Annotated in this window: 21 protein-coding genes; 6 read left to right on the top strand and 15 right to left on the bottom strand. The window is 62.1% G+C overall.

Features of this window, described 5'->3' with window-relative positions:
• Window positions 1–36: 36 nt before the first annotated feature.
• Both putA and LW136_RS07025 read right to left on the bottom strand, forming a co-directional pair.
• Entirely contained in the window at window positions 37–3,198 is a 3,162-nt protein-coding gene (gene putA / locus LW136_RS07030; RefSeq protein ID WP_234174800.1) for a bifunctional proline dehydrogenase/L-glutamate gamma-semialdehyde dehydrogenase PutA, read from the bottom strand.
• 263 nt (window positions 3,199–3,461) lie between these two features.
• Complete coding sequence (locus tag LW136_RS07025; protein WP_041014735.1) at window positions 3,462–4,217, bottom strand: AraC family transcriptional regulator; 756 nt, start codon at window positions 4,215–4,217, stop codon at window positions 3,462–3,464.
• A 125-nt stretch (window positions 4,218–4,342) separates the two neighbouring features.
• On the opposite strand from LW136_RS07025, the gene lon reads away from it, so the two are divergent.
• The 4 genes from lon (at window position 4,343) to cmoB (ending at window position 9,053) form a co-directional block, all read left to right on the top strand.
• A complete protein-coding gene (gene lon, locus LW136_RS07020) occupies window positions 4,343–6,730 on the top strand; it encodes an endopeptidase La (RefSeq protein ID WP_234174799.1) in 2,388 nt (795 codons plus the stop codon).
• Window positions 6,731–6,875: 145 nt separating this feature from the next.
• On the top strand, window positions 6,876–7,277 hold the full coding sequence (locus LW136_RS07015) for a protease inhibitor I42 family protein (RefSeq protein ID WP_234174798.1): 402 nt from the start codon (window positions 6,876–6,878) through the stop codon (window positions 7,275–7,277).
• 73 nt (window positions 7,278–7,350) lie between these two features.
• Complete coding sequence (gene cmoA, locus LW136_RS07010; protein ID WP_234174797.1) at window positions 7,351–8,094, top strand: carboxy-S-adenosyl-L-methionine synthase CmoA; 744 nt, start codon at window positions 7,351–7,353, stop codon at window positions 8,092–8,094.
• Window positions 8,091–9,053 carry a tRNA 5-methoxyuridine(34)/uridine 5-oxyacetic acid(34) synthase CmoB gene (gene cmoB / locus LW136_RS07005; RefSeq protein WP_234174796.1) on the top strand — a complete coding sequence of 321 codons (963 nt, stop codon included), beginning with the start codon at window positions 8,091–8,093 and terminating at the stop codon, window positions 9,051–9,053. Before cmoA ends, cmoB begins: the two co-directional genes overlap by 4 nt.
• Before the next feature lie 15 nt (window positions 9,054–9,068).
• Here the strand turns inward: cmoB and LW136_RS07000 are convergent, their stop codons facing one another.
• Complete coding sequence (locus LW136_RS07000; RefSeq protein WP_023443956.1) at window positions 9,069–9,356, bottom strand: hypothetical protein; 288 nt, start codon at window positions 9,354–9,356, stop codon at window positions 9,069–9,071.
• 132 nt (window positions 9,357–9,488) lie between these two features.
• On the opposite strand from LW136_RS07000, the gene LW136_RS06995 reads away from it, so the two are divergent.
• Window positions 9,489–10,442, top strand: coding sequence for a LysR substrate-binding domain-containing protein (locus LW136_RS06995; protein WP_234174795.1), 954 nt, complete (start codon window positions 9,489–9,491; stop codon window positions 10,440–10,442).
• Window positions 10,427–10,633: a DUF2905 domain-containing protein gene (locus LW136_RS06990; protein ID WP_044315217.1), complete on the top strand. Its 207-nt coding sequence runs from the start codon at window positions 10,427–10,429 to the stop codon at window positions 10,631–10,633. The genes LW136_RS06995 and LW136_RS06990 overlap by 16 nt, the downstream gene beginning before the upstream one ends.
• Before the next feature lie 134 nt (window positions 10,634–10,767).
• Here LW136_RS06990 and pdxJ read toward each other — a convergent pair whose 3' ends face one another.
• The 12 genes from pdxJ to rpoE form a co-directional block, all read right to left on the bottom strand.
• Entirely contained in the window at window positions 10,768–11,514 is a 747-nt protein-coding gene (pdxJ, locus tag LW136_RS06985; protein WP_234174794.1) for a pyridoxine 5'-phosphate synthase, read from the bottom strand.
• On the bottom strand, window positions 11,507–12,196 hold the full coding sequence (recO, locus tag LW136_RS06980) for a DNA repair protein RecO (RefSeq protein WP_023443960.1): 690 nt from the start codon (window positions 12,194–12,196) through the stop codon (window positions 11,507–11,509). The genes pdxJ and recO overlap by 8 nt, the downstream gene beginning before the upstream one ends.
• A 48-nt stretch (window positions 12,197–12,244) precedes the next feature.
• Entirely contained in the window at window positions 12,245–13,156 is a 912-nt protein-coding gene (era, locus tag LW136_RS06975) for a GTPase Era (RefSeq protein ID WP_014819523.1), read from the bottom strand.
• Window positions 13,149–13,838, bottom strand: coding sequence for a ribonuclease III (rnc, locus tag LW136_RS06970; RefSeq protein ID WP_003302298.1), 690 nt, complete (start codon window positions 13,836–13,838; stop codon window positions 13,149–13,151). Before rnc ends, era begins: the two co-directional genes overlap by 8 nt.
• Window positions 13,835–14,212, bottom strand: coding sequence for a DUF4845 domain-containing protein (locus tag LW136_RS06965; protein ID WP_041014721.1), 378 nt, complete (start codon window positions 14,210–14,212; stop codon window positions 13,835–13,837). The genes rnc and LW136_RS06965 overlap by 4 nt, the downstream gene beginning before the upstream one ends.
• A gap of 92 nt (window positions 14,213–14,304) precedes the next feature.
• On the bottom strand, window positions 14,305–15,159 hold the full coding sequence (lepB, locus tag LW136_RS06960; protein ID WP_234174793.1) for a signal peptidase I: 855 nt from the start codon (window positions 15,157–15,159) through the stop codon (window positions 14,305–14,307).
• Between the two features lies 1 nt (window position 15,160).
• Window positions 15,161–16,960 carry a translation elongation factor 4 gene (gene lepA, locus LW136_RS06955; protein WP_003293585.1) on the bottom strand — a complete coding sequence of 600 codons (1,800 nt, stop codon included), beginning with the start codon at window positions 16,958–16,960 and terminating at the stop codon, window positions 15,161–15,163.
• 189 nt (window positions 16,961–17,149) lie between these two features.
• Complete coding sequence (locus LW136_RS06950) at window positions 17,150–18,565, bottom strand: DegQ family serine endoprotease (protein ID WP_014819520.1); 1,416 nt, start codon at window positions 18,563–18,565, stop codon at window positions 17,150–17,152.
• 35 nt (window positions 18,566–18,600) lie between these two features.
• The gene (locus tag LW136_RS06945; RefSeq protein WP_234174792.1) at window positions 18,601–19,053 is read right to left on the bottom strand and encodes a SoxR reducing system RseC family protein; all 453 of its coding nucleotides are present in this window, start codon (window positions 19,051–19,053) and stop codon (window positions 18,601–18,603) included.
• Window positions 19,050–19,994, bottom strand: a complete 945-nt coding sequence (locus LW136_RS06940; RefSeq protein WP_234174791.1) for a MucB/RseB C-terminal domain-containing protein — start codon at window positions 19,992–19,994, stop codon at window positions 19,050–19,052. Before LW136_RS06940 ends, LW136_RS06945 begins: the two co-directional genes overlap by 4 nt.
• 8 nt (window positions 19,995–20,002) lie before the next feature.
• A complete protein-coding gene (locus LW136_RS06935) occupies window positions 20,003–20,590 on the bottom strand; it encodes a sigma-E factor negative regulatory protein (RefSeq protein WP_104098524.1) in 588 nt (195 codons plus the stop codon).
• Between the two features lie 31 nt (window positions 20,591–20,621).
• Window positions 20,622–21,203, bottom strand: coding sequence for an RNA polymerase sigma factor RpoE/AlgU (gene rpoE, locus LW136_RS06930; RefSeq protein WP_003282114.1), 582 nt, complete (start codon window positions 21,201–21,203; stop codon window positions 20,622–20,624).
• Window positions 21,204–21,548 lie beyond the last annotated feature (345 nt).

The raw sequence follows: 21,548 nt of genomic DNA, 5'->3' as shown, positions 1-21,548 counted from the left end.
CAAGACCATTCACCCGGTGGTACAGCGTGAATGCCTTCAGTCGTCTCCGAGCGACAGCAGCGAGGCGTTGCCGCCCACCGCAGTAGTGTTGGTCGAGGTGGTGCGCTCGTTGGCGAAGCGCAGCACATAGCTGGGGCCGCCCGCCTTCGGACCGGTGCCCGACAGACCACAGCCGCCGAACGGCTGCACACCAACCACGGCACCAATCTGGTTACGATTGACGTAGAGGTTGCCGACCCGCGCCAGTTGCTCGATGCGCTCGGCGGTTTCCTCGTTGCGGCTGTGTACTCCGAGGGTCAGGCCGTAGCCGGTGCCGTTGATTGCCGCCACGACCTTCTCCAAGTCCGCCGCGTCGTAGCGCACCACGTGCAGCACCGGGCCGAACTGCTCCTTCTTGAGCTGATGAATGCCGTCGATCTCGAAGGCCACCGGCGCCACGAAATGACCATTCAGACCAGCCGGCAACGTCGCCTCGGCGATCAGTCGCCCTTCGCTCTTGAACTGCTGGATATGCGCTAGCAGGCCTTCGCGAGCTTCCTGGTCGATCACCGGGCCGATGTCGTTCTCGCGCAGATGTGTCGGGCCGACTCTGAGCTCGGCCATGGCGCCCTTGAGCAACTCGATCACACGATCGGCGATATCACGCTGCACATAGAGCACGCGCAACGCCGAGCAACGCTGGCCGGCGCTGGTGAAGGCGGAACCGACGGCATCCTTGATCACCTGCTCGGGCAGCGCGGTGGAGTCGACGATCATCGCGTTCTGCCCGCCGGTCTCGGCGATCAGTGTGGCGATCGGCCCTTCCTTCTCGGCCAGCTGGCGATTGATGATGCGTGCCGTGTCGGTGGAACCGGTGAAGCACACGCCGACCACCCGCGGATCGCGACAGAACACGCCGCCCAGGGTGGCGCCATCGCCCGGCAGGAAGGCGATCGCCTCCTTCGGCAGACCGGCTTCGAACATCAGCTCAAGCGCACGCGCAGCGATGAGGCTGGTCTGCTCGGCCGGCTTGGCCAGCACGGTGTTGCCGGCCACCAGCGCGGCGGTGATCTGGCCGAGGTAGATCGCCAGCGGGAAATTCCACGGGCTGACGCAGACGAACACACCGCGGCCTTCATGGAACAGCTCGTTGCGCTCGCCGGTCGGGCCTTTCAGCTCTTCGCGGCCAAGCTTCTGCCGCGCCTGCTGTGCGTAGTAACGGCAGAAATCCACCGCCTCGCGTACTTCGTCGATACCGTCCTGCAGCGACTTGCCGGCTTCCACGGTGCACAGCGCCATCAGCTCGGCGCGGTGCAGCTCCAGCAGATCACCCAGACGCTCCAGCACGGCGGCACGGGCTTCCACCGGCGTGGCATTCCAGCTCGGCCAGTAAGCCGCCAGGCGATCGACGGCCTGGCGCGCCTGCTCGGCGCTGGCGAACTGGGCCTGGCCAACAACCTTGGCCAGGTCATAGGGGCAACGCACCTCGGACGGCGTACCGGCGAGCCTCTGCCCGCTGATGACCGGCGCAGCCTGCCACTGGCGCTCGAGGAAAGGTTGGTAGGCGCTGGCCAGGTCGTTCCATTGGTTCTGGATATTCATGTTGATCCCTTGGGAGTTCTTGCGATTGCCGAACAGCGCCGGCGGCAGCGGAATGCGGGGGTTGCCCAGTGCAGCGAACTTGCGCAGCTGGCTCACCGGATGATCGATCAGCGATTCGACCGGGACGCGCGGGTCGACCAGCTGATGAACGAAGGACGAGTTGGCACCGTTCTCCAGCAGGCGGCGCACCAGATAGGGCAGCAGGTCCTTGTGCGCGCCGACCGGGGCGTAGATGCGTACGTTGCGGGCGTACTTCTCGATCACCGTGTCGTACAGGGCATCGCCCATGCCGTGCAGGCGCTGGAACTCGAACTCGCGCGGCTGTGAGATTTCCTCGGCCATGGCCAGGATGCAGCTGACGGTGTGCGCGTTGTGGCTGGCGAACTGCGGGTAGATCACCCCACGGGTGTGCTCGGACAACAGGTAGCGCGCGCAGGCGAGGTAGGAGGTGTCAGTGCCTTCCTTGCGCGTGTAGACGGGGTAGCCGTCCAGGCCCTGGACCTGGCACTGCTTGATCTCACTGTCCCAGTAGGCGCCCTTTACCAGGCGCAGCGGAATGCGTTCGCCAAGCTCACGACCGAGCAGCGTCAGCCAGACCAGCACCGGCAGGCAGCGTTTGGAATAAGCCTGGATGACCAGGCCAAACTCACCCCAGCCGGCGATGGCCGGGTCGCGCAGGAGCTTTTCGTACAATTCCAGCGACAGCTCGAGGCGGTCGGCCTCCTCGGCATCGATGGTGATCCCGACATTGCGCTGACGCGCCAGCACGGCCAGTTCGCGCACACTGGCGAACAGCTCGGTGAGCACGCGCTCGCGCTGGGCGACTTCGTAACGTGGATGCAGCGCCGACAGCTTGATCGACACCGACGGACGAGGGCCCTTGCCGACCTGCGGCTCGGCACCGACGGTCTCCACGGCCTGACGGTAGTCGGCCATGTACTTGGCGGCGTCCTCGGCAGTCAGCGCCGCTTCACCGAGCATGTCGAAGGAATAGGTGTAGCCCTTCTCGCGCTCGGGACGGCCGTTCTTCAGCGCTTCGGCGATGGTCCGGCCAAGCACGAACTGCTTGCCCATCAGCTTCATCGCCTGGTTCATCGCGCTGCGGATCACCGGCTCGCCGGAGCGCTTGAGCAGACGACCGATGACGTTCTTCGGGCGGCCATCGGCGGTTTCCGGATCGACCACCTTGCCGGTCATCACCAGCCCCCAGGCGGCGAAGTTGACCAGCACGTTGTCGCTCTGGCCGAGGTGGCGTTCCCACTCGGCGGCGTTGAGCTTGTCGCGGATCAGCGCGTCAGCCGTGGCGGCATCCGGCACCCGCAGCAGCGCTTCGGCCAGGCACATCAGCATCAGCCCTTCCTGGGTGTCCAGGCTGTACTGGCGCAGCAGCGCATCGAGGGTATCGACGGCATTGTCACGCCCACGCACCGCCTCGATCAGGCTGCGCGCGCGCTCGCGAATGGCGGCAATGCCCGCCTCGCCGGGATCGGCAAGCTGCAGCAGTTCGGTGAGATATTGCGCCTCGTCAACGGCGTAGTTGGCGCTGATGGCGGGAAAAAATTCCGCGGCTTTCTGGTTGGCGAAGGCGCCTTCCAGCACGTGACCGGCCTTGAACATGCGCCGCTCCTCTTGTGATTGTGTCTGCTTATAGGTCTAGTCCACGGCCAGGCTGATGGTGCAGCACAAGACGAAGAGCCAGGTCGGGAGACGGAATGTAGGGTCTGCAAGACGAGCCGTTCTTGCGCAAAACTACGGAAGTTTTACGAAAAACTACGACAGCCGGACGCGGAAACGCGACCGTAATGAAAGCGCACCAGGATGGCGCAGGAATATACCCCTGGTAGCTGAAGAGCCCGCAAACAGGGCGCTCAGGAGAAAGCTCAGGAGTCGGACTTGCGCAATCCGCGAGGGGTCAGACCGAGGTAGCGGCGGGTCGCCGTGGTCAATGCGCTCTGGCTGGAGAAACCGCACTCCTCGGCAATCCGCACCAGTGGCAGCGGCGTTTCGCGCAGCAGGCGGGCGGCACGATCGAGGCGGGTCTTGAGCAGGTACTGGTGCGGCGTGAGGCCGACGCAATCCTTGAACTGGGCGTGGAAGTGGCTGGGGCTGAGGCAGACCACCTGGGCCAACTCGGCGACCGTGATGCGTCGCGCCAGGTTGTCCTGAATATGGCTGTCCAGCCGCTGCAGATCGAGCGGTCCGGCCGGGCGCTGAACAGACTCGCCGAACAGTCGCAGGTGCAGTGCCCGCAACAGCACGCCGCCCAGCGCCCGGGCCAGCAGCGGATCGCTGCCGTAGCGCGCCAGCTCGGCACCGGCGTAGGCCAGCAGGTTCTGGAAATCGGCATCCAGCGCCGGATAGCGCGGCGCCTCGAACAGGCGGGCCAGCAGCTCAGGGTCCTCGGTGACGACATCCTGCTCGTCGAGATCGATGATCAGCATGCGGTTGTCGCCCATGCCGGCGAAGCCGTGGTCGGCATCGCCCGGCACCAGACAGGCGCGCATCCGGCAGACTTCGCCACCCGAGCCATTGACCTCGAATTCCGCGCGCCCAGAAAGCGACATCACCAACTGGTGATAGTCGTGGGCGTGCTGGTGAGTCTGGTCATCCAGGCGAAGCAGACGGGCGTTGAGCATGATGGGCACCTGTGCGTGCAAGCACTGTACCGAAGCCTGCATGAAGTGCCCACCCCCATGCGACGGGATTGAAATCATCCGGGCCACCACCCATCTAAGGTGCACGTATTCGCAACGGGTGCCGCATGAACGACGACGTCAATCAGGATCATATCGAGCAGGAAATCATCTCCTCCAACGGTCTCGTACTGCCCGATCAACAGCAGCCGGACAAGCTCTACATCATCCCGGTGCACAACCGACCTTTCTTCCCGGCGCAGGTGTTGCCAGTGATCGTCAACGAAGATCCCTGGGCCGAGACCCTGGATCGCGTGGCGAAGACGCCGCATCAGCGAGTGGCCCTGTTCTTCGTCGATTCGCCAGTGCTGGACATGGCCACGTTCGACCCGGACAGCCTGCCCGAACACGGCACCATGGTCCGTGTGCACCACGCCTCACAGGAGGGTGGCAAGCTGCAGTTCGTCGCCCAGGGCCTGGCGCGGGTGCGCATCCGCGGCTGGCTGCGGCGCAAGCCGCCGTATCTGGTAGAAGTCGATTACCCGAAGAGCGATGACGACCCGCGTGACGAGGTGAAGGCCTACGGCATGGCGCTGATCAACGCGATCAAGGAGCTGCTGCCGCTCAACCCGCTGTACAGCGAGGAACTGAAGAACTACCTTAATCGCTTCAGCCCCAACGACCCGTCGCCGCTTTCGGACTTCGCTGCCGCACTGACCACCGCGCCTGGCGTGGAGTTGCAGGAAGTGCTGGATACCGTGCCAGTGCTCAAGCGCATGGAGAAGGTGCTGCCGCTGCTGCGCAAGGAAGTGGAAGTTGCCAGGCTACAGAAGGAGCTGACCGGTGAGGTGAATCGCAAGATCGGCGAGCGCCAGCGCGAGTTCTTCCTCAAGGAACAGTTGAAGATCATCCAGCGCGAGCTTGGCATCACCAAAGACGACAAGAGCGCCGACGCCGACGAGTTCCGCGCGCGACTGGAAGGCAAGGTGGTGCCGCCCGCCGCGCAGAAGCGCATCGACGAAGAACTGAACAAGCTGTCGATCCTCGAGACCGGCTCACCGGAATATGCCGTCACCCGCAACTACCTGGACTGGGCCACTGCCCTGCCCTGGGGCGTTTACGGCCAGGACAAACTCGACCTCAAGCGCGCGCGCAAGGTGCTGGACAAGCATCACGCCGGGCTTGATGACATCAAGAACCGCATCCTCGAATTCCTCGCCGTCGGTGCCTTCAAGGGCGAGATCGCCGGTTCCATCGTGCTCTTGGTCGGCCCGCCGGGCGTGGGCAAGACCAGTATCGGCAAGTCCATCGCCGAATCCCTCGGCCGGCCTTTCTACCGTTTCAGCGTCGGCGGCATGCGCGACGAGGCGGAGATCAAGGGCCACCGCCGTACCTACATCGGGGCCCTGCCCGGCAAGCTGGTGCAGGCGCTCAAGGATGTCGAAGTGATGAACCCGGTGATCATGCTCGACGAGATCGACAAGCTCAGCAGCAGCTACCAGGGCGATCCAGCTTCGGCGCTGCTGGAGACCCTGGACCCGGAGCAGAACGTCGAATTCCTTGACCATTACCTGGACCTGCGCCTCGACCTGTCCAAGGTGCTGTTCGTCTGCACGGCAAACACCCTGGACTCGATTCCCGGCCCGCTGCTCGACCGCATGGAGGTGATCCGCCTGTCCGGCTACATCGCCGAGGAGAAGCTAGCCATCGCCAAACGTCACCTGTGGCCCAAGCTGCTGGACAAGACCGGCGTGCCCAAGCAGCGCCTCGCCATCAGCGACAGCGCCATGAAAGCGGTGATCGAAGGCTATGCCCGTGAAGCTGGTGTGCGTCAGCTGGAGAAGCAACTGGGCAAGCTGGTCCGCAAGGCAGTGGTGCAGTTGCTGGAAGCCCCCCAAGCGGTGCTGAAGATCACGCCGAAGGATCTGGAAAGCTACCTCGGCAAACCGGTGTTTCGCAGCGAACAGGTGCTCTCCGGCGTCGGCGTGATCACAGGCCTCGCCTGGACCAGCATGGGCGGCGCCACCCTGCCGATCGAGGCCACGCGCATCCACACGCTGAACCGCGGCTTCAAACTCACCGGCAAGCTCGGTGACGTGATGAAGGAATCGGCGGAGATCGCCTACAGCTACGTCAGCTCGAACCTGAAAACCTTCAAAGGCGACCCGGAGTTCTTCGACCAGGCCTTCGTGCACCTGCACGTGCCGGAAGGCGCGACGCCCAAGGACGGCCCCAGCGCCGGCATCACCATGGCCAGCGCGCTGCTCTCCCTTGCGCGCAACCAGCCGCCGAAGAAAGGCGTGGCCATGACCGGAGAGCTGACGCTGACCGGTCACGTATTGCCGATCGGCGGAGTGCGCGAGAAGGTGATCGCGGCGCGGCGGCAGAAGATATTCGAGCTGATCCTGCCGGAAGCCAATCGCGGCGACTTCGAAGAGTTGCCTGACTACCTCAAGGAAGGTCTGACCGTGCATTTCGCCAAGCGCTTCGCTGATGTGGCCAAGGTGCTGTTCTGACGCGGGACGAGCTGCAGACCAGCTGTAGTCAAAGGGTGGAAGTCGCGCTGCACTTCCACCCCCAGACCGGCGCAGACGGAGTACCCGCCTGCGACCAGGCTCTTTTGGGCTATCCTTCCCAACTCAATTCCGACCGGTGCCGATCATGCCTTTCGACATCCCCCGTCTGTTACTGCCCGCCAGCGTCGCCCTGCTCGCTGCCTGCGCAAGCAACGACAAGACGCCCTCCAGCGTCGTGCTCAGCCACGACAGCCGCTGCCCGCAAAGGCTGCAGAGCGGCCAGCAACTCATCGTCAGCCTGCCGAGCAACCCTGCGACGGGCTATCGCTGGATTCTGCACGAAGCCGCCGCGGAGCAATTGCACAGCCTCGGCCCCGAAGTGTTCAGCAATCCGAAAGGCGACATGATCGGTGGGGATGGCCTGTCCACCTGGCGCTTCGAGGCACAGGAGCCAGGCAGCGGCAGGCTGTACCTCACCTATCAACGCCCGTGGGAGGTCGACGCCGAGCCTGCGGGCATGTTCGATTGCCGGATCGAGGTACGCTGAGTCGGGCAGAGCCCGCGGCGAGCGTGGTTTCGGCTACAATGCCGCCCCGTTTTCACACACGCCGCCCGACACCGTGAGCCACGATCTCGACCGTCTGTTCGCCCAGCCCCTGCCCCGCATTCAGGACTTCGTCTTCAACGAGGACGTGGTGCGGGTGTTTCCCGACATGATCAAGCGCTCTGTGCCCGGTTACCCGACCATCGTCGAGAACATCGGCGTGATCGCCGCTCAGTTCGCACAGCCGCATACTCATTTGTATGACCTGGGCTGCTCGCTGGGCGCGGTGACCCAGGCCCTGCGTCGTCACGTGACTGCCGACAACTGCCAGGTCGTCGCCGTGGACAACTCCGCGGCAATGGTCGAGCGCTGCCGCGAATACCTCCACGGGCAGGACTCGATGTTTCAGGAACTGCTGTCGGTCGACGTCATCGAGGGCGACATCCTGGCTCTGCAGTTCCAGCCTAGCTCGCTGGTGGCGCTGAACTTCACCCTGCAATTCATCGCACCGGAACAGCGCCCGGCCCTGCTCAGCCGCATTCGCCAGGCGCTGGTGCCCGGTGGGGCGCTGATCCTGTCGGAGAAGCTGCGCTTCGAAGATGAAGACGAGCAACAGTTGCTGACCGACCTGCACATCGCCTTCAAGCGCGCCAATGGCTACAGCGAACTGGAAATCGCCCAAAAACGCAGCGCCATCGAGAACGTGATGAAGCCCGACAGCCTGAAGACCCATCGCCAACGGCTGCTGGATGCCGGCTTTTCCAAGGTCGTGCCCTGGTTCCAGTGCCTGAATTTCGCTTCGCTGATCGCCCTGCCATGAACCTCGACCTCACTCCCCTTGCCTGGCGCCTGGCCGGCACCCCGCTGGCCGCCTGGGCCAACGGCGTTCAGCAGCAGCTGGATGCCAAACTCGCGGTCGGTCACGGCGATCTGCCGCGCTGGCGGCGTGCCGTCGATGCACTGCCTGCTCTAGCGCCCGTACAGGTCGAACTGCGTGACAGCTTCCGCCTCGACGCGACCTGTGACGACGCCACGCGCCAGGCCACCCATGATGCGTTGATGGGGCTCTCGCCATGGCGCAAGGGGCCGTTCGACGTGTTCGGTGTGCATGTCGATACAGAGTGGCGCTCGGACTGGAAGTGGGACCGGGTTGCGCCGCACCTGAATCTGGCCGGCAAACGCATCCTCGACGTCGGTTGCGGCAACGGCTACTACATGTGGCGCATGCTCGGTGCCGGCGCCGACAGCGTGGTCGGGGTCGACCCGAACTGGCTGTTCTTCTGCCAATTCCATGCGATGAAGCGCTACCTGCAGGAGCTGCCGGTCTGGCATCTGCCGTTCGCCCTGGAAGAACTGCCGGCCAGGCTCGAAGGCTTCGAGACGGTGTTCTCCATGGGCGTGCTCTACCATCGCCGCTCGCCGGTCGACCATCTGCTCGACCTCAAGGACTGCCTGGTACGCGGCGGCGAACTGGTGCTAGAGACCCTGGTGGTGGAAGGCGACGAAAATACCGCACTGGTGCCGGAAGACCGCTATGCGCAGATGCGCAACGTCTGGTTCTTGCCCTCGGTGAAGGCGCTGGAATGCTGGTTGCGCCGCGCCGGCTTTGTCGACGTGCGCTGCGTGGATGTCAGCGTGACCAGCATTGAGGAACAGCGCAGCACCGAGTGGATGCGCTACCAGTCGTTGCCCGACTTCCTCGACCCGCAAGACCACGGCAAAACGGTCGAAGGCCTGCCGGCCCCCATGCGCGCCGTGCTCCTCGCCCGCAAGCCCTGACAGTAGGTTGGCCGCTCAGCGAGCGTGGCGCGCAGGGCATCGACGCTTGCGCCGCTGCGCTACCAACTGGCGCAACGGCGCCTGAGCCATTTTACTGAGCCGGCGCCGATCCAGATCGCGCGACGCCAACTGTCGATCATCCAGCTTCAGCAGTCGCCGATACAGGCGCCGCTGCCGCCAGGCGCGAAACCAGTCATGCAGGCTGCGCTGCAGATCCAGCGGCCACATGGCCGGCATGTAGAAGTCCGGCAACTGCGGCTCGGATTGTTGTCGTACACGCGTATCGCGTCGTTCACCAGGCATGCTCACCTCCGCTTCGCTCGCGGTGGCCACGGGCTGTGGCGCCACCGGTTGCCTACAGGATGAGCGGGCATCAGTCGTTCAAACAAACGACTAATATGAAAGCCTGTGTTCAGAAAAACTGAAGCCTCTCTTATGTCCGAGCCGCTTGAGCAATCCACTATCCCTTCGACGCCCCTGCTGGAAAGCGATGTCCTGCGCACCTTCGTTGCTATTGCCGAAAGCGGCAGTTTCACTCGCGCCGCCGGACAGATCTATCGCAGTACCTCGGCGGTCAGCATGCAGATCAAGCGGCTGGAAGAAACCCTCGGGCGCTCCCTGTTCGTCCGTGAGGCGCGGCAGGTGCGCCTGACACCGGCAGGCGAGACGCTGCTCGGCTATGCCCGACGCCTGCTCAAACTCAACGAAGAAGCCATTGCGCACTTCCTCCAGCCAGCGCTGCAGGGTCGCGTGCGCTTCGGAACGCCGGCGGATGTCGGGACGCGCATTCTGCCCGGCCTGCTGGCGTTGTTCGCCCGCAGCCATCCCGGAGTCGAAGTGGATGTGTCGGTCGCACGCAGCATCGATATGATCGAGCGCATTGACGCAGGCGAACTGGACCTCGCCCTGGTCACCGTCGGCAATCTTGGCCAGGACGATTCGCGAGGCGAGCCGATTCATAGCGAACCGCTGGTCTGGGCCGGTCGCAGCGGTGGTGTCGCCGCGCTGCGCACGCCGCTGCCGCTGGCGCTGGCCAGCCCTGATTGCGCCTGGCGGCGACAGGCACTGGATGCACTCGACCGCATCGGCCGCAGCTACCGAGTGGCCTACTCCAGCGAACAGACTTCGGGACAGGAGGCCGCGATGATTGCCGATCTCGCCATCGCGCCCTATCCATCAAGCCTGATTCGCCCGTCCCTGCAGCGTCTCGATGGGCAGTATGGGTTACCACAACTGGGCGAGTATCAGATCAAACTGCTACGTGGCAGCAATCGCAGCGAAGCCGTTGAGGTGCTGGCCGCACAGGTGATCGCCGCCTTTGTCGAATACCGCACACGACCGGCGAAGCGAACGGAGCGAAACGAGGAGATCAAATGGCACGCTGGTTGATCGTGGCGGGCGCTGCGCTGCTACTGCTCGGCATCGCTTGGCACTACTTCCCATGGCTGCTGAACTGGTTCGGTCGATTGCCCGGCGACATCCGCATCGAGTCCGAACGCAGCCAGGTGTTCATCCCGATCACCTCGATGGTGATCCTCAGCGTGGTGTTGACCGTACTGATCAACCTGCTGCGCCGCTGAGGGCTCTGCAGGTTGAGTACGGCGCCCCCCGCACTAGCGTGGGAGCGGGCTTGCCAGCGGATGACACCCGGCGCTACCTCACCAATCGGAGTCTGCCCGCCGCTGTCATCGCGGCTGAAACACTCCCGATTCTTTCAGTCCCGCGCCGCCGCACTCAGGATCAGATGCTTCATTTCCTTGACAGCCTGCTTGAAGCCGACGAACAGCGCATGGGCAACGATGGCATGGCCGATATTCAGCTCGTTGACGCCTCGGATCGCCGCGATGGCTTCGGCGTTGTGGTAATGCAGGCCATGGCCGGCGTTGACGATCAGGCCGTGACTCAGACCGGCCTCGACACCGTCGCGAATGCGCGCGAGCTCGCAGGCCCGCTCGGCAACGCCGTGGGCATCGGCGTAGCGCCCGGTGTGCAACTCAATAGCCGGTGCGCCGACACGTGCGGCCGCCTCGATCTGCCGCGGGTCGGCATCGATGAACAGCGAGACTTCCGCACCGCAGCCACGTAGACGCTCGACGGCCTCACGAATGCGTGCTTCCTGCCCGAGCACGTCCAGCCCACCCTCGGTAGTCAGCTCCTGACGCGTTTCCGGGACCAGGCACACGTGCTCCGGACACAGCTGCTCGGCGAATGCGAGCATCGCCTCGGTGACCCCCATCTCGAAGTTCATCCTCGTCTGCAGCGCGTCCTTCATCATCAGCACATCGCGTTCCTGGATATGCCGGCGATCCTCGCGCAGGTGCACGGTGATGCCATCGGCGCCGGCCTCTTCCGCATCCAGCGCAGCCTTGACCGGGTCCGGATAGCGGGTGCCGCGGGCCTGACGCAGTGTGGCGACGTGGTCGACGTTGACGCCGAGCAGAATTCGATTGGCTTCAGTCACGCGGGGCCTCCTTCAGATTCATGAACAATTCGCGGCTGACCAGCGGTCGACCGCCCAGATGGGGAGCCAGGGCCTGGCGCATCAGCCGCTTGGCCGCGGCCAGCGCCCCCGGAACCTGCCAATCGGCCTCGGCCATGGCCAATAGTTCCGCGCCGTTGAACAGCCCCGGCTGAAATCCCGCGACCGGCTCCAGGCCGGCGTCGGGCAGTAGGTGATAGAGCCGCTGCGGGACAATCGGCTGGCCGGCGATGTCCACATCGAGGGCAAAACCATAGCCCAACTCGCTGAGCAGCCGCCATTCAAAGGCACGCAGCAGCGGCTCCAGCGGCCGATGTGCGGCCAGGGCCGGCAGTGTCGCGACGTAATGATCGAATAGCGCGGGGTGCGCGTCTTCGGCAGGCAGCAGGCGAATCAGCAATTCGTTGAGGTACATGCCGCTGAACAGCGCCTGGCCATCGAGCCAGTGCGCAGGGCCGGCGCTTTCGAGACGGGCAACGGTCTTCAGCTCGGACTTGCCGCGCAGCTCGACTTCCAGCGATACGAAGGGGCGGATCAGACTGCCGGCCTTACCACGCGCGGCACGCATGACGGCACGCAGCCGGCCCTGCGGGGTGAACAGGTCGACCAGCGCGCTGCTTTCCTTGTATGGGCGACTGTGCAGAACGAACGCAGGTTGGTGCATGGCAGCCCAGAAGGTGCGCGATGCGCACCATTGATTGTGGGTCGGCGCTTACTGGTAACCCAGCGAATGCAGCGCACGCTCATCGTCGGACCAGCCACCCTTCACCTTGACCCACAGGTGCAGCATGACCTTGGAATCGAACAGCACTTCCATATCCTTGCGCGCTTCCTGGCCGATACGTTTGATGCGCTCGCCCTTGTCGCCGATGATGATCTTCTTCTGCCCGTCACGCTCGACCAGAATCAGCGCATGGATGTGCAACACGCGGCCTTCCTGCTTGAAGTCCTCGATCTCCACGGTGATCTGGTAAGGCACCTCGGCGCCAAGCTGTCGCATGATCTTCTCGCGCACCAGCTCGGCGGCGAGGAAACGACTGCTGCGATCGGTGATCTGGTCCTCCGGGAAGAAGTGCTCACTCTCGGGCAGACGATCGGCGACCAGTTTTTCCAGCGTTTCCAGGTTCTGTCCGTGCTGCGCCGAAATCGGCACGATCTCCGCGTTCGGCAGCTGCTCGGCCAGCCAGCGCAGATGCGGCAACAGCTCGGCCTTGTCCTCGACACGGTCGGTCTTGTTGACCGCAACGATCAACGGTCCGGTAACGTACTGCACACGCTCGAGCACAGCCTGGTCTTCGTCGGTCCAGCGGGTGCGGTCGACGACGAAGATCACCACGTCGACATCCTTCAATGCCGAGGCAGCAGTGCGGTTCATGTAGCGGTTGAGCGCCGTCTCGCCATTCTTGTGCAGCCCCGGCGTGTCCACATAGACGGCCTGAACGCTGCCCTCGGTCTTGATGCCGAGCATGTTATGCCGCGTCGTCTGCGGCTTGCGCGAGGTGATCGCCAGCTTCTGGCCAAGGATGTGGTTGAGCAGCGTCGACTTGCCGACGTTCGGCCGGCCGACGATCGCCACGTAACCGCAACGGCTGACGTCTTCGGATTGCAGCTGTTCGTCAGTCATGTCCGTTCTCCACGCCCAAGGCGATCAATGCGGCTGCCGCGGCAACCTGTTCGGCAATTCGGCGGCTAGCGCCCTGCCCGTGGGTTTTCTCGTTCAGCAAAGCGACCTGACATTCGACGAAGAAGGTGCGGCAATGCGGTTCGCCTTGAATATCCACCACCTCGTAACGCGGCAGCTCACAGGCACGCGATTGCAGAAATTCCTGCAGCCGGGTCTTCGGGTCCTTGTTGGTATCGACCAGCGTCAGGCCTTGCAGCTCGTTGGCCAACCAGGCGACGACCCGCTCGCGAGCAACGTCCATGCCCGCGTCCAGATAAATGGCACCGATCAGCGCTTCGAGGGTGTCGGCCAGGATAGATTCGCGGCGGTAACCGCCGCTCTTGAGCTCACCGGAGCCCAGGCGCAAATATTCGCCGAGCTCGAATCCACGCGCCAGCACCGCCAGCGTCTCGCCCTTGACCAGACGGGCGCGCAGACGCGACAGCTGCCCCTCACGGGCTTGCGGAAAATGATTGAACAGCGCTTCACCGGCAACGAAATTGAGAATGGCGTCGCCGAGAAACTCCAGACGCTCGTTGTTGCGTCCGGCATAGCTACGATGGGTCAGGGCCAGGAGCATCAGCTCCTGATCCTTGAATTGATAACCGAGCCTGCGCTCGAGACGGGCTAACGAAGTGCTCACGGCATCCTTAGGCGATATTCTTTATCGAAGTTCGCCACCAGATCGAGATTGCGGATCAGCGGCTCGCGTTTTTCGTATTTCAGGTGCGCCCTGAATTCGTTGTTCTGGATCTCGACCTTCAGCGCTTCCTTCAGGTCGATGTTCTGGATGCCGTTTACCTGCATCCCCTTGCTGACATGACTATAGAACTCCCCGACGCTCTGAATCTCAAGCGCTTCGTCGGTTTCCACGGACTGGATGATCTTGTCCATGGACATGTAATCGAAGTAATGCGGGAACATTTTAAATCCCGTGCTGGCCACAAACGCCACGATTGCCAGGACCATGATCCAGCTCAGCATGGACAGCCCTTTTTGCGAACGCGCAAAACTCATGTCGACCTCTATGTCGTTACGATACCCACCGATCGGGGCAGGACAAATATAGCGAGCCCGGTTCGCTCAGCGACGGCCGCAATTCACAGCTTTCAGTGAATCAGGCCCACGCGGGAGAAATTCGGCAGATTGCTGAGCTTCGGATCAGGCCAGCTCATCCAGACGGCGAACGCCTTGCCGACGATGTTACGGTCCGGGACCATGCCAGCCAGCTCCGCGGGAATCGACTCGTCCTGCCAATAGCGGCTGTCATTCGAGTTATCGCGATTATCGCCCATCATGAAGTAGTGCTCAGCCGGCACGGTCCACTGGCGGCTCGGCTCGATGCGATAGCGGCCCATTTCCTTGCGAATCAGGTGCTCCATCTCGCCCAGCTTTTCCCGATACAGCACGGCGCTGCCCAAGCTGCCCGGCTCCTCGCCGACCAGTGTCTCGGCAACCGGCTGATCGTTGATGAACAGCCGACGATCGCTGCTGTAGCGCACGGTGTCGCCAGGCAGGCCGACGACCCGTTTGATGTAGTTGATGCTCGGTTGATTCGGATAGCGGAACACCATGACGTCGCCACGCTTCGGGTCGTTGACTTCGATCACCTTGGTATCCACTACCGGCAGGCGGATGCCATAGGCGAACTTGTTCACCAGAATGAAATCGCCAACTTCCAACGTGGGGATCATCGAGCCGGAGGGAATCTGGAACGGCTCGACCAGGAACGAGCGCAGCACCAGCACGATGGCCAGCACCGGGAAGAACGACTTGCCGTACTCGATGAGCACCGGCTCCTTGTTCAACGCCTCAAGGGTCGATGGATCGATTTCCCCGGTGCGCCCTTCGTAGTTGGCGATCGCAGCCCGGCGGCGGGGGGCGAAGAACAACAGGTCGCTCAGCGCCAACAGGCCGCAGACAGCCACGGCGATAACCAGCAACAACGGGAAATTGATCGACATATCAGCTGTCCACCTTCAGCACGGCGAGGAACGCCTCCTGCGGGATTTCGACGTTGCCTACCTGCTTCATGCGCTTCTTACCGGCTTTCTGCTTTTCCAGCAGCTTGCGCTTACGGCTCACATCGCCGCCGTAGCATTTGGCCAGAACGTTCTTGCGCAACGCCTTGACCGTACTGCGGGCAACGATCTGGCCGCCGATGGCCGCCTGAATCGCCACATCGAACATCTGACGCGGGATAAGCTCCTTCATCTTCTCGACTAGGATGCGGCCCTTGTAGTGGGCATTGTCGCGGTGGACGATCAGTGCCAACGCGTCGACCTTGTCGCCGTTGATGAGGATGTCCAGGCGCGTCAGGTTGGCCGACTGGAAACATTCGAAGCTGTAGTCCAGCGAGGCGTAACCGCGGCTGCACGATTTCAAGCGATCGAAGAAGTCCAGCACCACCTCGCTCATCGGCAGGTCGTAACGCACCTGCACCTGACTGCCGAGGAACTGCAGGTCGCGCTGCACGCCGCGCTTCTCGATGCATAGCGTGATGACGTTGCCCAGGTGTTCCTGGGGCACGAGGATGTTGGCGCGCACGATCGGCTCGCGCATGTCCTCGACGGAGGACATGTCGGGCAGCTTCGAAGGGCTGTCTACGTAGATGGTGTCGCCGTTCTTCAACAGCAACTCGTAAACAACCGTCGGCGCGGTGGTGATCAGATCCAGGTCGTACTCGCGCTCGAGGCGCTCCTGAATGATCTCCATATGCAGCATGCCGAGGAAGCCGATACGGAAGCCGAAGCCCAACGCGTCGGAGCTTTCCGGTTCGTATTGCAACGCGGCATCGTTGAGGGTCAGCTTCTGCAGCGCTTCGCGAAAATCCTCGAAGTCGTCCGAACTGACCGGGAACAGACCGGCATAGACCTGCGGCTTGACGCGTTTGAAACCGGGCAACATCTCCACGTCCGGCGTGCTCGACAGTGTCAGCGTGTCGCCCACTGGAGCGCCGAGAATGTCCTTGATGCCGGCGATGATGAAGCCCACCTCGCCAGCCTTGAGGTCTGCCGTGGCGGTGTGCTTGGGGTTGAACACGCCGACACTGTCCACCTGGTGGACCTTGCCGGTGGATTTCACCAGCACCTTGTCGCCCTTCTTGATACGACCGTGGCGAACCCGTACCAGCGATACGACGCCCAGATAGTTGTCGAACCATGAGTCGATGATCAACGCCTGCAACGGCGCCTCGACATCGCCGGTCGGCGGCGGGATCACGGCGACCAGGCGCTCGAGCACCTCGTCCACGCCCATGCCGCTCTTGGCGCTGCAGGCCACCGCGTCGGTCGCATCGATGCCGATGATGTGCTCGATCTCTTCCTTGACCTTGTCCGGATCGGCCTGTGGCAGGTCCATCTTGTTCAGCACCGGCATCACTTCCAGGCCCTGTTCGATCGCCGTGTAGCAGTTGGCTACCGATTGCGCCTCGACGCCCTGGCCAGCATCGACTACCAGCAGCGCACCCTCGCACGCGGCCAGCGAGCGACTGACTTCATAGGTGAAGTCGACGTGGCCGGGCGTATCGATGAAATTCAACTGGTAGGTCTTGCCATCGCGCGCAGTGTAATAAAGCGTGACGCTGTGGGCTTTGATGGTGATGCCGCGCTCGCGCTCGAGATCCATCGAATCCAGCACCTGGGCTTCCATTTCACGCTCGGTCAGACCACCACACATCTGGATAAAACGGTCTGCCAGGGTCGACTTGCCGTGATCGATATGGGCGATGATGGAAAAATTGCGGATATGACTCAGGTCACTCACAGCTCAACACTCGGAATAGTCGCGGGCCGATTGCCCGCCGAAAATAGCCGCGAAGTGTAACTGATCAACCCTTGCAGTGCCACGCACAAGCCATCCGCAGCTGATGAGCAACGCAACGGACGTACTGTTACGTCTTGAAAATGAAAAAGGGCGGTAATAACCGCCCTTCCAGATTCACCAACCAGCGTCTTATTCAGCGAGCTTGAAAGTAATGAAGCTCGCACGCCCCTGACGCAGAACTCGCATCGAAACGGATCGATTCTTCGGCAATTGCTCAGCCACTCGGGCAAATGTTGCCGCCGAATTGATCGCCTGATTATTCAGATGGGTGATGACATCGCCCGGGCGCAGCCCAATCATCGCAGCCGGCCCGTTGAGAATCTCAGTGATCACCACACCGCCCGGTAAATCCAGGCTCTTCTTCTGCTCATCGGTCAGCTCAGTGACTTTAACACCCAGGCGGTTATCGCTGCGTTCCTGGCCGCCACCAGAGGCTGCCACGGCTTCGCCCTCTTCCGGCATGGCGCCGATCTTGACGTCGAGCATCTTGCGATCACCGTCGCGCACCACTTCCATTCGTGCGGTGCTGCCAGGCTTGAGTGCTCCAACCAGATGAGGCAGATCAGCAGACATGACAATCGGCTTGTCGTTGAGGCTCAGAATCACATCACCTACACGCAGACCACCGCGCGCTGCCGGACCGCCATCCATAACCTGAGCCACCAGGGCGCCCGCTGGACGCTCAAGGCCAAAGGACTCAGCCAGGTCCTTGTTGACTTCCTGAATCACCACGCCAAGCCAGCCCCGACTCACCTTGCCTTCGGTTCGCAGCTGATTGGCAACATCCATTGCCACATCGATCGGGATGGCGAAGGACAGCCCCATGAAGCCACCGGAGCGCGTGAATATCTGCGAGTTGATGCCAATCACCTCACCGTCGAGGTTAAACAGCGGACCACCTGAATTGCCTGGATTGATTGCCACGTCGGTCTGAATGAACGGCACGTAGCTCTCATTGGGCAAGCTGCGGCCAGTCGCACTGACAATACCGGCGGTCACCGTATGATCGAAACCAAACGGCGAGCCAATGGCGAGCACCCACTCCCCTGCTTTCAGCTCATCAGAACGGCCAATCTTGACGGTCGGTAGTCCCTTGCCCTCGACCTTCAGCACCGCCACGTCGGAGCGCGGATCGGCACCGATAAGCTTGGCTTCCAGCTCGCTTCGATCCGGCAGACGAACGATGATTTCGTCGGCATCCGCGACCACGTGATTGTTGGTCAGGACATAACCGTCTTCGGAAATGATGAAACCCGAACCGAGCGACTGCGCTTCACGCTGCTGGCCGCGACCCGGGGCGCCCGGCATCTGTGGGATGCTGTGTTCGAAGAACTCGCGAAAAATCGGCGGCAGCCCTTCGAGTTCCGGCATCTGCGCAGTCGCACCGCGGCTCTGCACCTTCTGCTTGGTGCTGATATTGACTACCGCTGGCGAGGCACTTTCGACCAGCGGCGTGAAATCAGGCAATTCCGCCTGGGCAACGACAGCATGGCCCAGCAATGCCAGGCCCGCCACGAAGGCGAAGCAGCTGTTTCGATTGAACATGACTACAAGTCTCCCCACTGACAAAACAAGGAAGCTCAGGGACTCGCAGGCCCCGCGAGCATGGCGCGCAAAACCACCGGCTGCAGATTCGGGTCAGCTGCGGTACGGCGGCTTCGCATACGCACGAATAGCCAGGAAATGAAGAAGCCCCCGAGACCTGCCAGAATAACGATCGGCTCACGCGTCGACAGCTGAGCGGCCAGTGAAGCGGCCGCCATCAGTACGATAAGAGGGAGAAGATAGACAAGGACGGCACCGCGCAGCAACACGTCCTCGCGGATGCCCACAACGACACCGTCACCGACTTGCAGGTGGAGATCGCAGAGCACCCTGATGAGGCCGCGCTGTTCGCGAACACCGAGGGTATCCATCAAGCCTTGGCCACAGCCACTCTTCGCGGAACAGCCAGAGCAGGTAGTTTTGCGCCGAGTCTCGACCCATACAGCGCCGACATCCAGCGCGACTACCCGCCCAAGCTCTTCGATCATCGTTGTGCCTGTTCCGAACTGGCTCGCATGGACAGGGCAACCCGCTCAGCCGTACCAAGTGGAATCTCGCCCACCACGGTCACCATGACATCGCCATCCGCAGTACTGATGCGCTTAGAGACCGCGACGGTAGGCCCCATCTGGCTTCGCGCGTCCTCAACCAAGGCACCGCGCAGCGGCTCCAGAAACACGGAAAACTTCGCCAAGCCATCACCGTAGGACAACCAGGAAACAGTTTCGGAAGAGGCGGGACTAGGTCGTTCGTTGGCATCCAGAAGCGTGAAGCCGGAAGGCAACCAGTCGGAGCGCCAGGGTGATGTTGGATTCGCCTCGCGCCGGTTCACGGTCACTGGATTGCAATCAGCGCCGGGCTTCAGTTGCTCGGCAGATACACTGCCAGCCGTGAACTGGGTGAATTGGAAACGCTCGAGCAGCTGCCCTTTCTCGTTCAGCATCAGCGACTTGAGGGGCAATGCGGTATCTTGGTCGAGATGCAGTTCGAAGCCGTAACGGTGCTGGTCCTTCGGCACGACAGCCAGCGCCACGGCAGGGCGGCCAGCAACTCTTGAATCTCCGATCTCACGGAATTCGTACCAATCGGAGAGTGCTTTCGGATCGAGACGCTGCCCGTGCCAGGCTTGCGCTTCACGCACTTGCGCCGCGAGGTCATCGGTAGCGCATTGCATCTGACCATCTACCAGCAGAACTTCAGCCGGAGCTCCGTCAAGCTGAAGCAATCGCTCCTGCACTTGACCTTCTTCGACCTGCTGCCAAACGGCATGACTGGAAAAGCTGCCATTGCGTTCGTAGACGAACGTACCGGTATAACTCTGTTTCTGCTCTGCCGCCGCAAGTCGCTCCATCCAGGACTCGGCATCAGCAGCAAGGGCCGGGATCGATAGCCAGCCCCCCATCACCACATACAGCGGTAATACGCGCATGTTTCTCCCTAACGTTCTTCCATGCTGGCCGCGCGAGCGTAAGGCAGCGCGCTCTCCGATCCATTACCAAAGGCAGCTTGCTGGGCATGCTGGCGAACATATGAAGGCAGACGCTCTTCGTGCCAGCGCTCTACCGGAGCGCCATCTGCCGCTGCCTGTACAGGCGCTTCGGTTTGCTCACTGTAACCAGCCAGAACCGCCGGCCCTTGACTGGTCTGCGGAACCGAAATACTTGGCTGCGGAGCCTGCTGCGCTAGCTGCGGACCAGCAACCTCATTCTGATTGTACAGACGTACACCGGCCAGAACAGCGACTGTAACCGAAGCAGCCACTGCCAGCCGGCCGAGGCCTTTCCATCCGTTACGTTGCGCCTTGACCGGCGCGGCCTCATCAGCCAACGCAGCCGATACCGCAGAAGCGATATCCAGGCGCGGCTCGATCAACTCCTTGTGCATGGCGGCACGGGCAAGTTGATAACGCGACCAGGTAGCACGTAGCTCCGGGTTGTCGCCTGCGAGCATGCGACGTAATTCCAACTCGTCCGCTTCGTTATCCATCACCGCGGACAGCGATTCATGCAGGGCTTCACGACTCATGGCGGTTCCTCTCTTGGCTGTCGCCGCTGTCTCAGGATTCATGCAACAAGGGTTGCAATGCTTTATCTATGGCTTCACGTGCCCGGAAGATCCGGGAACGCACTGTGCCCACCGGACACTGCATGACGCTCGCAATGTCTTCATAACTAAGACCATCAAATTCACGCAGTGTTAGAGCCGTACGCAAATCTTCTGGCAAAAGTTGAATGGTTCGATGAACGGTATCTTCAATCTCATCCCTGAGCAGCGAGCGTTCCGGTGACTCGATGTCCTTGAGAGCATGATCGCCCTCATAAAACTCGGCATCCTCGGAACTCACATCACTATCTGGCGGGCGTCTGCCGCGCGCCACCAGATGATTCTTCGCCGTATTGATGGCGATGCGGTACAGCCAGGTGTAGAAAGCGCTGTCACCGCGAAAATTCGCGAGTGCGCGGTAGGCTTTGATAAAAGCCTCTTGGGCAACATCCTGAGCTTCATGAGAGTCATGCACGAACCGCACGATCAACCCAAGGATCTTGTGCTGGTATTTCATTACCAGCAGATCAAACGCCCGCTTGTCACCACGCTGCACTCGTTCAACCAGCTGCTGGTCCTGCTCCTGGGTCAACATGAACGCTCCTCCTCGGTAGCGGAGTAGCGTCGCTCACACCAGCGAACCGACCTGCCAGAATAGACCCGGGCTTTACGCAAAAGTTCTCCCCCCTCCTAGCAAGCTATCCTGCAATACCTGACGGCGATTGCACCACAGCGTTGCGCCATTGCTGACGACGCCGTCCTGGTGTCCATAGCAAACTCGCACCGCCCATTCACGATGGCCAGCTGGTTTGCATTCATAACTGCCTATTGAGCCACCCCGCGAAGGAAAAGTTCCCTTCGTTAGAAGACAAACACACAGTCGCCTATTTTGGCGCTACATCCCGTCTATATACTAGGGCTCGTTTTTCCCGCCGGAATT

It is taken from the genome of Stutzerimonas kunmingensis (genome assembly GCF_021432085.1).
Lineage (GTDB): Bacteria > Pseudomonadota > Gammaproteobacteria > Pseudomonadales > Pseudomonadaceae > Stutzerimonas.
Note: the sequence above shows the minus strand (reverse complement) of the source record. Positions and strands in the feature narration are given on the sequence as shown.

Bases quoted from the DNA above. Each gene is read 5' to 3' on its own strand.
- recO (WP_023443960.1), bottom strand. From the start codon at position 12,196: ATGCACCAACCTGCGTTCGTTCTGCACAGTCGCCCATACAAGGAAAGC.
- lon (WP_234174799.1), top strand. From the start codon at position 4,343: ATGAACGACGACGTCAATCAGGATCATATCGAGCAGGAAATCATCTCC.
- LW136_RS06995 (WP_234174795.1), top strand. From the start codon at position 9,489: ATGTCCGAGCCGCTTGAGCAATCCACTATCCCTTCGACGCCCCTGCTG.
- LW136_RS06990 (WP_044315217.1), top strand. From the start codon at position 10,427: ATGGCACGCTGGTTGATCGTGGCGGGCGCTGCGCTGCTACTGCTCGGC.
- LW136_RS06935 (WP_104098524.1), bottom strand. From the start codon at position 20,590: ATGAGTCGTGAAGCCCTGCATGAATCGCTGTCCGCGGTGATGGATAAC.
- LW136_RS07025 (WP_041014735.1), bottom strand. From the start codon at position 4,217: ATGCTCAACGCCCGTCTGCTTCGCCTGGATGACCAGACTCACCAGCAC.
- LW136_RS06950 (WP_014819520.1), bottom strand. From the start codon at position 18,565: ATGTTCAATCGAAACAGCTGCTTCGCCTTCGTGGCGGGCCTGGCATTG.
- LW136_RS06965 (WP_041014721.1), bottom strand. From the start codon at position 14,212: ATGAGTTTTGCGCGTTCGCAAAAAGGGCTGTCCATGCTGAGCTGGATC.
- putA (WP_234174800.1), bottom strand. From the start codon at position 3,198: ATGTTCAAGGCCGGTCACGTGCTGGAAGGCGCCTTCGCCAACCAGAAA.
- era (WP_014819523.1), bottom strand. From the start codon at position 13,156: ATGACTGACGAACAGCTGCAATCCGAAGACGTCAGCCGTTGCGGTTAC.
- LW136_RS06945 (WP_234174792.1), bottom strand. From the start codon at position 19,053: ATGATCGAAGAGCTTGGGCGGGTAGTCGCGCTGGATGTCGGCGCTGTA.
- lepB (WP_234174793.1), bottom strand. From the start codon at position 15,159: ATGTCGATCAATTTCCCGTTGTTGCTGGTTATCGCCGTGGCTGTCTGC.
- LW136_RS07000 (WP_023443956.1), bottom strand. From the start codon at position 9,356: ATGCCTGGTGAACGACGCGATACGCGTGTACGACAACAATCCGAGCCG.
- cmoB (WP_234174796.1), top strand. From the start codon at position 8,091: ATGAACCTCGACCTCACTCCCCTTGCCTGGCGCCTGGCCGGCACCCCG.
- rpoE (WP_003282114.1), bottom strand. From the start codon at position 21,203: ATGTTGACCCAGGAGCAGGACCAGCAGCTGGTTGAACGAGTGCAGCGT.
- LW136_RS07015 (WP_234174798.1), top strand. From the start codon at position 6,876: ATGCCTTTCGACATCCCCCGTCTGTTACTGCCCGCCAGCGTCGCCCTG.
- LW136_RS06940 (WP_234174791.1), bottom strand. From the start codon at position 19,994: ATGCGCGTATTACCGCTGTATGTGGTGATGGGGGGCTGGCTATCGATC.